This is a genomic window from Pseudonocardia sulfidoxydans NBRC 16205, assembly GCF_007989085.1.
GTDB classification, from domain to species: domain Bacteria; phylum Actinomycetota; class Actinomycetes; order Mycobacteriales; family Pseudonocardiaceae; genus Pseudonocardia; species Pseudonocardia sulfidoxydans.
This window is the reverse complement of sequence record NZ_BJVJ01000052.1, coordinates 36,061-43,721: the sequence shown is the minus strand read 5'-3', so window position 1 is coordinate 43,721 and position 7,661 is coordinate 36,061. Positions and strand designations below refer to the sequence as shown.

Genomic DNA, 7,661 nt, shown 5'->3' with positions numbered 1-7,661 from the left:
GGCGCGGCGGGCCCCAGCCCCGCCGCGCCGCCGTCGCAACCGCGTCAGCTGGTCGGTGAGCTCAGGTCGTAGACCGTCCGCCCGCCCACCGTCGACGCGGTGAAGTGCTGCTGCACCCATTCCTGGATCTGCGCACCCGTGCCGCGGCCCTCACGACCGCCGCCGGGCCCGCCACCCATGCCTCCGGAGACGAAGTACCGCACGTCGCCCGCCGCCACCCAGGCCTGGAACTGCTCCAGGGTCGGGGCCGGGTCGCTCCCGGTGAACCCACCGATCGCCATGACCGACGCACCCGTCGCCAGCTGCAACGACGCCGCGCTCTGCGACCCGAGCGTCGCCGCCGCCCACCGCGCTCCGGCGGCGCCCGTGACGAGCTCGGCGAGGGCGGCATCGGTGTGTTCCTCACCGGGTCCACTGCCGCCGGGCGCGGCAGGGGAGGCCCCGGCGCCGTCACGGTCCCCGAACCCGGCCGGGCCACCGAAGCCGCCGCCGAACCCGCCACGCGCACCCTCCACCGACGGACCTGCCGACGGGATCGACCCCTGGTGCGCCGTCGTCGTGGTGTCGACGGCGTACGCCGCCGGCCCGGCCGCCCCGACCAGCACGGCCGCCGCGGCAACGGCCGCGAGCCACCGGCGCCTGCCGACCGGGACGAGCAGCACCACGGCCACGACGACCCCGGCGACGAGCACGACCCACCGCAGCCACGGCAGGAACTCCGGCGTGCGACCGAGCAGCACGAACGACCACACCGCGGTCAGCGCGGTCGCGGCGGCGAGCGTCCCGCGGCCCGTCCAGGTGTCGCGGGCCCGCCACGCCTCATGGCCGCCGACTGCCACCAGCGCGGCGATCCCCGGCGCCAGCGCGACCGTGTAGTACGGGTGGAAGGTGCCCTCCATCAGGGAGAACACCGCCGTCGTGACGACGGTCCAGCCGCCCCACAGCAGCAGCGCCGCGCGGGTGCGGTCGGTCCGTGCGGCGCCACGGGTGAACCACAGCCCGGCGACGAGCAGCAGCAACGCCGCGGGCAGCAGCCAGCTGATCTGGCCGCCGATCTCGCTGCTGAACAGCCGCCCCAGCCCGGTCTGTCCCCCGAAACCGCCGCCACCGCCGCCGGGACCACCACCGGAGAAGGCGCCGTCCGGGACCCCGCCGCCTGGGACTCCGCCGCCCGGGACTCCGCCGCCGTTCCCCGAGCCGCCGAAGATGCGGCCCAGCCCGTTGTAGCCGAAGGCGAGCTCCAGCGCGCTGTTGTCGGTCGACCCGCCGATGTAGGGCCGGTCGGCCGCCGGCCAGAGGGCGACCGCGACGATCCACCATCCCGCCGACACCACCACCGCGACGCCGGCCGCGAGCACCTGCCGGATCCGTCGCCACATGCCCGTCGGCGCCGCCCACAGGTATGCGAGGACCAACCCGGGCAGCACGAGGAAGCCCTGCAGCATCTTGGTCAGGAACGCGAACCCGATCAGCACGCCCGCGAGCAGCAGCCAGCGGGTCCCGGCTTTCTCGATCGCCCGGGTCGTCGCGTAGGCGGCGCCGACCATCAGCAGCACGAGCAGCGCGTCGGGGTTGTCGAACTTGAACATCAGCACCGCGACGGGGGTGAGCGCGAAGACCGCCCCCGCGACGAGCCCGGCGGCCGGTCCGGCGATGCGGCGCACGGTCGCCCACAGCAGGGCGACGACGCCGACGGCCATGAGCGCCTGCGGCACCAGCAGGCTCGCCGAGGAGAACCCGAAGATCCGCCCGGACAGCGCCATGACCCACAGCGACGCGGGCGGTTTGTCGACGGTGATCGCGTTGCCGGGGTCGAGCGAGCCGAAGAAGAACGCTTTCCAGTCCTGCGTCCCGGCCTGCACGGCGGCGGCGTAGAACGAGTTGGCGTAGCCGCTCGCGGTGATGTCCCACAGGTAGAGCGCGGCCGTGGCGACGAGGAGCCCGGCCAGCGTCGGCAGCTCCCAGCGGGGGCGGGGCCGCGGCGGCGGGGGAGGGTCGGGGACGGGTGCGGCGGCCGGTGCACCGGGGTCGAGCGTCGTGGTCATGCGTGGCTCTCCGGGGCGCGATCGACAGGAGCGGGGGTGGGGGGAACGCGTCGGGGGCTGCGGAACACCCACGTCCGGAACAGGACGAACCGCAGCGCGGTCGCAAGCGCGTTGGCGGCGACGAGTGCCGCGACCTCGGTCACCCGGCCCGCGCCGGGGACGAGCGTGTCGAGCAGTGCCAGCGCACCGGTGGTCAGCCCGAGACCGATGCCGAAGACGACCAGCCCCTGGAACTGGTGGCGCGCCGCGCCGTCGCGGCCGCGGACCCCGAAGGTGAGCCGGCGGTTGGCGGCGGTGTTGGCCACGGTCGTCAGCAGCAGCGCGACGAGGTTCGCCCCGATCGCGCCCATCGCGGCGCGGAGCAGCACGAACAGCAGCAGGTGGGCGACGGTGCTGGCGACGCCTATCGCCGCGAACCGGGCCAGCTGGCCCGTCATCCCGGTGGGCACGCCGGGCACCTCCAGAGGTGCGCGGCCGAGGCTCGCGCGCAGTTCGCCGACGGGGAGCCGGCCCGCGGCCAGGGCCCGGCCGACGCGCCAGATGCCGCGCAGGTCGGCCTTCGCGGTCGCGACGATGTCGACGCGCGAGTCGGGGTCGTCGACCCAGTCGACGGGGACCTCGTGGATGCGCAGCCCGGCACGTTCGGCGAGCACCAGCAGCTCGGTGTCGAAGAACCAGCCGGTGTCCTCGACGAGTGGCAGCAGCCGGGCGGCGACGTCGGCGCGGACGGCTTTGAACCCGCACTGCGCGTCGGTGAACCCGGCGGCGAGCGTGCCGCGCAGCAGCAGGTTGTAGCAGCGGGAGATGATCTCGCGTTTCGCGCCGCGCACCACCCGCGACCCGCGGCCGAGCCGGGTGCCGATCGCGAGGTCGGAGTGCCCGGACAGCAGTGGGGCGACCAAGGGTGCCAACGCGGCGAGATCGGTGGAGAGGTCGACGTCGCAGTAGGCGAGGACCTGCGCATCCGAGGCCTCCCAGACGGTCCGCAGCGCCCGGCCGCGGCCTTTCTGGTCGATGCGGACGGCCTCGACCTCGGTGATCTCGTCGGACAGTGCGGTGGCGATGCGGGGGGTGGCGTCGGTGCTGGCGTTGTCGGCGATCGTGATCCGGAACGCGTAGGGGAACCATGACCGCAGGTGGGCGTGCAGCCGCCGTACCGACGGTTCGAGGTCGCGCTCCTCGTTGAAGACGGGGACGACGACGTCGAGGACGGGGTATCGGGTCGGGCCCGGGGGGCGCGGCGCGGGCACGTCCGGCTCGGCGGTGTCGAGGGTCATGGGGACGACGATGTCGCCGGCTGATGTCGTGGCGTTGTGGTCGGGCTGTGTGACGGCTGTGAACGTGTCCCGGGTCGGGAGCCGGGCGCCGCCGCGGGGCGGTCCTGGTGCGCCGAAACCCTCGTGAGTGGCGATAGTCGCTATAGCGACTATCGCCACTCACAGGGTTGGTTCGGGCACCCTCCGTGCGTGAACGCCGCCCTGCTGCAAACCGACAACTGAAGACTGTTGACAGTTTTCAGCGAGGGGCTCTAGCGTCTCTCGCCGAGCCCGGATCGTTCGTCGACCGGTGCACTCACGACAGTCGAAGGGGACGGTGACGCGGATGGCGGCCTACTGGGCCAGCTGGTCGGACCTGCCGGAACAGGAGGTCCTGCCCGGGAACTTCCGCACCGCCGTGACGGGCAAGGAGATGGGCGTCAACCGCATCCGGTGGGTCCACCCCACCACGCTGCCGGCGCACACCCACCCCGACGCGGAGCAGACGATGGTGGTCACCAGCGGACGCATCGCATTCACGGTCGGCGGCGAGGAGACCGTTCTCGAAGAGGGCGACATCTGCGTGATCCCCCGCGACGTCGTGCACTCGGGACACAGCATCGAGGGTGAGGCGACGTTCGTGGAGATCTTCGCCCCGACCCGCATCGAGAACCTGCTGGGCTTCCTCGGCGGCGCGTCGATGCCGGACCCCGCGGGAACCGAGGAGAACCGGTGACACTGCAGCAGGTCAGCGCGCACGTCCACGTCGAGACCGCGCACCTCGGCAGCAACAACTCGATCATCGCCGGCGCCGACGGCGTGGCGCTGGTGGACACCCCGCACAAGCCGACCGACGCCATCGCGTGGCGCACGGTGGTCGACGGTTTCGGTCGGACCCGGTTCGTCGTCAACACCGACCACCACCCCGACCACACGATCGGCAACTTCTGGATGGCCGGCGAGGTGGTCTCGCACCGCGGCACCCGGGACCGTCTGCTCAACGAGGCGCCCGACCACGACTACCTGGCCAGGCTGTTCGACCGCATCGATCCCGAGGCGGTCCCGCTGCTGGCCGGGTACCGGGTGCGCGTTCCCGAGGTCGTCTTCTCCGACCGGCTCGACCTGCACCTGGGCGACGTGCACCTCGAACTGAGCTTCCAGCCCGGGCACACGGCCAACAGTCTGATCGCCTTCCTCCCGGAGGACGGGGTCGTGTTCACCGGCGACATCGTCTGCGAGGCGGGGCTCCCGTCGTTCCAGGACTCGCGGTTGTGGGACTGGTTCGACGCGATCGAGAAGGTCGCGTCCTACGACTTCTCCGTTCTCGTCCCCGGCCACGGGGAGGTGGCCGACCGGGCGGTGCTGGACCGCTACCGCGAGTGGGGGCGCGAGGTGGTCGGGCAGGTGGCCGCGGCGATCGGCCGCGGTGAGGACAGCGATCAGGCAGCCGCGGAGATCCGGTTCGCGGACAACATCCACGTCGACACCGAGGACTACGTCGGTTACCCCGACGACCTCATCGAGATGTTCCAACGACGGTCGGTCGCCCGCATCTACGACGACCTCGTCGAGCGGCCCGATCTCGCGACGCGCTAAGCCAGCCCAACCCCGGTACGTGTGCCGGCATCCCCTCTCGGAGAGTCATCCATGCGCATCTCGAAGATCGTCGTCGCGGTGGTCGCCGCGGCGTCACTCGGCCTGTTGGCCGGCTGTGGCGGTGGCAGCGGCGGTACCGACGGCGGAACGTCCACCGCGTCGGCCGCCGACACCGGAAAGGCCGAGGCGGCCCAGCAGAAGGTCGACGCCGCCAAGGCCGTCCCGGGCACCGACGACCTCGGCCCCGCGATCGACGTCAGCTCCCTCAAGGGCAAGACGATCTACAGCATCCCGATCGACAGCAAGGCCGAGTTCTACCAGGCCGGCGAGGCCGCGATGAAGATCGTCGCCGAGAAGGCCGGCGTCGGCTTCGTGACCTTCCCGTCGGACGGTACCCAGACCTCCTACCAGCAGGGCATCGCCCAGGCCATCAACGCGAAGGCCGGCGCGATCCTGCTCAACGGCCCGTTGCCCTCGACGCTGGGCCCGCAGATCGACGACGCGACGAAGGCCGGCATCCCGGTCATCCCGCTGCACCTGTCCGACAAGGACACCCCGTCGGTCACGGGGCTGAAGTACGAGGCGTTCGCACCGTTCAACGAGGGCGCGCACCTCATGACGCAGGCCGCGATCGCCGCCGGCAAGGGCGCCCCGATCCACGCCCTGGTCATCCAGGCGTCGGAGACCGGCCCGTCCAAGGGCATGGTCGAGACCATCGAGAAGGCGCTGACCGACGAGGGCCCCGCGGGTTCGGACGCCACCGTCATCAACGTCGCGGTGCCGCAGTGGTCGCAGCAGATCCAGAGCCAGGTCCAGTCGGCGCTGCTGAAGAACCCGAACATCAACGCGGTCCTGCCCATCTACGACTCGATGGCTCTCTACGCCGCGCCGGGCATCCAGCAGGCCGCCGGGGGCCGTGAGGTCCCGATCTACACGTTCAACGGGACGCCCTCGATCCTGAAGATGGTCCAGGACGGCACCGTCGCGATGAACGTCGCGGAGAACCCCGACTGGGTCGCCTACGTCAACGTCGATGTCGCGTTCCGCGCCATGCTGGGCGCCCCGCCGGTCCCGGCGGAGTCCGGCCCGGTGCGTGTCATCGACGAGTCCAACGTCGCGGACACCGGCAACCCGCCGGAGAGCGGCAAGGGCTTCGGCGACACCTACGCCGGCGCGTTCACGAAGCTGTGGGGCCTGGGCTGATGACCGCCCCCGCGCCGCTGCTGGCCGTGACCGGGCTCGCCAAGGCGTTCAACGGCGTCCCTGCGCTGCGCGGGGTCGACCTCGACGTCCGGCCCGGCGAGGTCCACGGGCTGCTCGGGGCCAACGGCTCCGGCAAGTCCACATTGATCAAGATCCTGGCCGGGTTCCACGACGCCGACGGTGGCACCGTCACCGTCGGCGGGACCACGGTGGCCGGCCCGTTCGGGGCGCGTGGTCTGCGTGACCACGGTCTCGGGTTCGTCCACCAGGACCTGGGCCTGGCCGGGACGTCCACCGTGCTGGAGCACATGGCACTGGACTCCCACGGCGACGCCCCGGGGCGGCGCCGGGTGAGGTGGAAGGCCGAGCGGGCCCGGGTGAGCGAGCTGCTCGAACGCTTCGAGGTCGACGTCGACCCGGACGCGACGATCGACACCCTCTCGCCCGTGCAGCGGGCGATGGTGGCGGTCGTCCGCGCGGTGGGCTCCCAGGAGCTTGCCTCCGGGAGCGGCGGCGGGCAGATCCTCATCCTCGACGAGCCGACGGTGTTCCTGCCGCGCCACGAGGTGGGGCTGCTGTTCGCGCTGCTCGGGCGGCTGCGGGAGCGCGGCGACGCCGTCCTGCTCGTCTCGCACGACCTCGACGAGATCCTCGAGGTCACCGACCGGGTCACGGTGTTCCGCAACGGGCGCACCGCCGGCACCCGGACGACGGAGGGCTCCACCCGCGACGACCTCGTGCAGCTGATCCTCGGCGCGCGCGACGAGCACGTCGCCAAGGGTGCCGCCATGGTGCGCTCGGACCGGCCCGCGCTGCTCAGCGCTCGCGGGCTGTGCGGGGCCCGGGTCCGCGACCTGGACCTGGACCTGCACGCCGGTGAGGTCGTCGGTCTCACCGGACTGGCCGGGTCGGGTTTCGAGGAGCTGCCCGACCTGCTCTTCGGGGCCCGCCAGGCCACCGCCGGACGGATCGAGCACGGCGGCACGGTGGTCGCCAGGCCGACACCGGCCCGCTCGATGGACGCCGGCGTCGTGCTGATCCCCGCGGACCGCAAGGGTCAGGGCGGGGCGCTGGGCCTGTCGGTCCTGGAGAACGTGTCCCTGCCGTTCCTGACCGAGCGGGCCGGTGGCCTGCACGTCGACTGGAAGAGCCTGGACCGCCGCGCGCAGGGGACCTGCGACCGGCTGGGTGTGGTGCCGGCCAACCCGCACGCCCTGTTCGGGCACCTGTCCGGCGGCAACCAGCAGAAGGCGCTGCTGGGCAAGTGGATGGACACGAACCCGCAGGTCATGTTGCTGGCCGAGCCCACCCAGGGCGTCGACATCGGAGCCCGCCGCGAGATCTTCGCGCTCATCCGGTCGGCCGTCGCGCAGGGCATGGCCGTGTTGTGCGCGACGTCGGACTACGAGCAGCTCGTCGAGATGGCCGACCGGGTCGTCGTGCTCGACGGTGGCCGGATCAGCGCCGAGGTCACCGGATCCGACATCACCAAGGACGTCCTGGCGTCCGCCGTCTACGCGGAGGAAGCGTCGTGAGAACCACCCGTTCCGAACCCCCCGTG

General features: G+C 72.3%; 6 protein-coding genes. 4 read left to right on the top strand and 2 right to left on the bottom strand.

Annotated features, from left to right (window positions below):
- Positions 1-44 precede the first annotated feature (44 nt).
- Positions 45-2,045 carry an ArnT family glycosyltransferase gene (locus PSU4_RS21710; RefSeq protein ID WP_147111518.1) on the bottom strand — a complete coding sequence of 667 codons (2,001 nt, stop codon included), beginning with the start codon at positions 2,043-2,045 and terminating at the stop codon, positions 45-47.
- Positions 2,042-3,322 (bottom strand): bifunctional glycosyltransferase family 2/GtrA family protein, encoded by a 1,281-nt coding sequence (locus PSU4_RS21705; protein WP_147111515.1) that lies wholly within the window; start codon positions 3,320-3,322, stop codon positions 2,042-2,044. Before PSU4_RS21705 ends, PSU4_RS21710 begins: the two co-directional genes overlap by 4 nt.
- Positions 3,323-3,647: 325 nt before the next feature.
- On the opposite strand from PSU4_RS21705, the gene PSU4_RS21700 reads away from it, so the two are divergent.
- From PSU4_RS21700 to PSU4_RS21685, 4 genes are read left to right on the top strand one after another with little or no spacing between them, the layout of a single operon-like run.
- Positions 3,648-4,037: a cupin domain-containing protein gene (locus PSU4_RS21700; RefSeq protein ID WP_147111512.1), complete on the top strand. Its 390-nt coding sequence runs from the start codon at positions 3,648-3,650 to the stop codon at positions 4,035-4,037.
- Positions 4,034-4,897, top strand: coding sequence for an MBL fold metallo-hydrolase (locus PSU4_RS21695; protein WP_147111509.1), 864 nt, complete (start codon positions 4,034-4,036; stop codon positions 4,895-4,897). Before PSU4_RS21700 ends, PSU4_RS21695 begins: the two co-directional genes overlap by 4 nt.
- A 51-nt stretch (positions 4,898-4,948) precedes the next feature.
- On the top strand, positions 4,949-6,100 hold the full coding sequence (locus tag PSU4_RS21690; RefSeq protein ID WP_147111506.1) for a sugar ABC transporter substrate-binding protein: 1,152 nt from the start codon (positions 4,949-4,951) through the stop codon (positions 6,098-6,100).
- Positions 6,100-7,635, top strand: coding sequence for a sugar ABC transporter ATP-binding protein (locus PSU4_RS21685; protein WP_147111503.1), 1,536 nt, complete (start codon positions 6,100-6,102; stop codon positions 7,633-7,635). The genes PSU4_RS21690 and PSU4_RS21685 overlap by 1 nt, the downstream gene beginning before the upstream one ends.
- Positions 7,636-7,661: the final 26 nt, after the last annotated feature.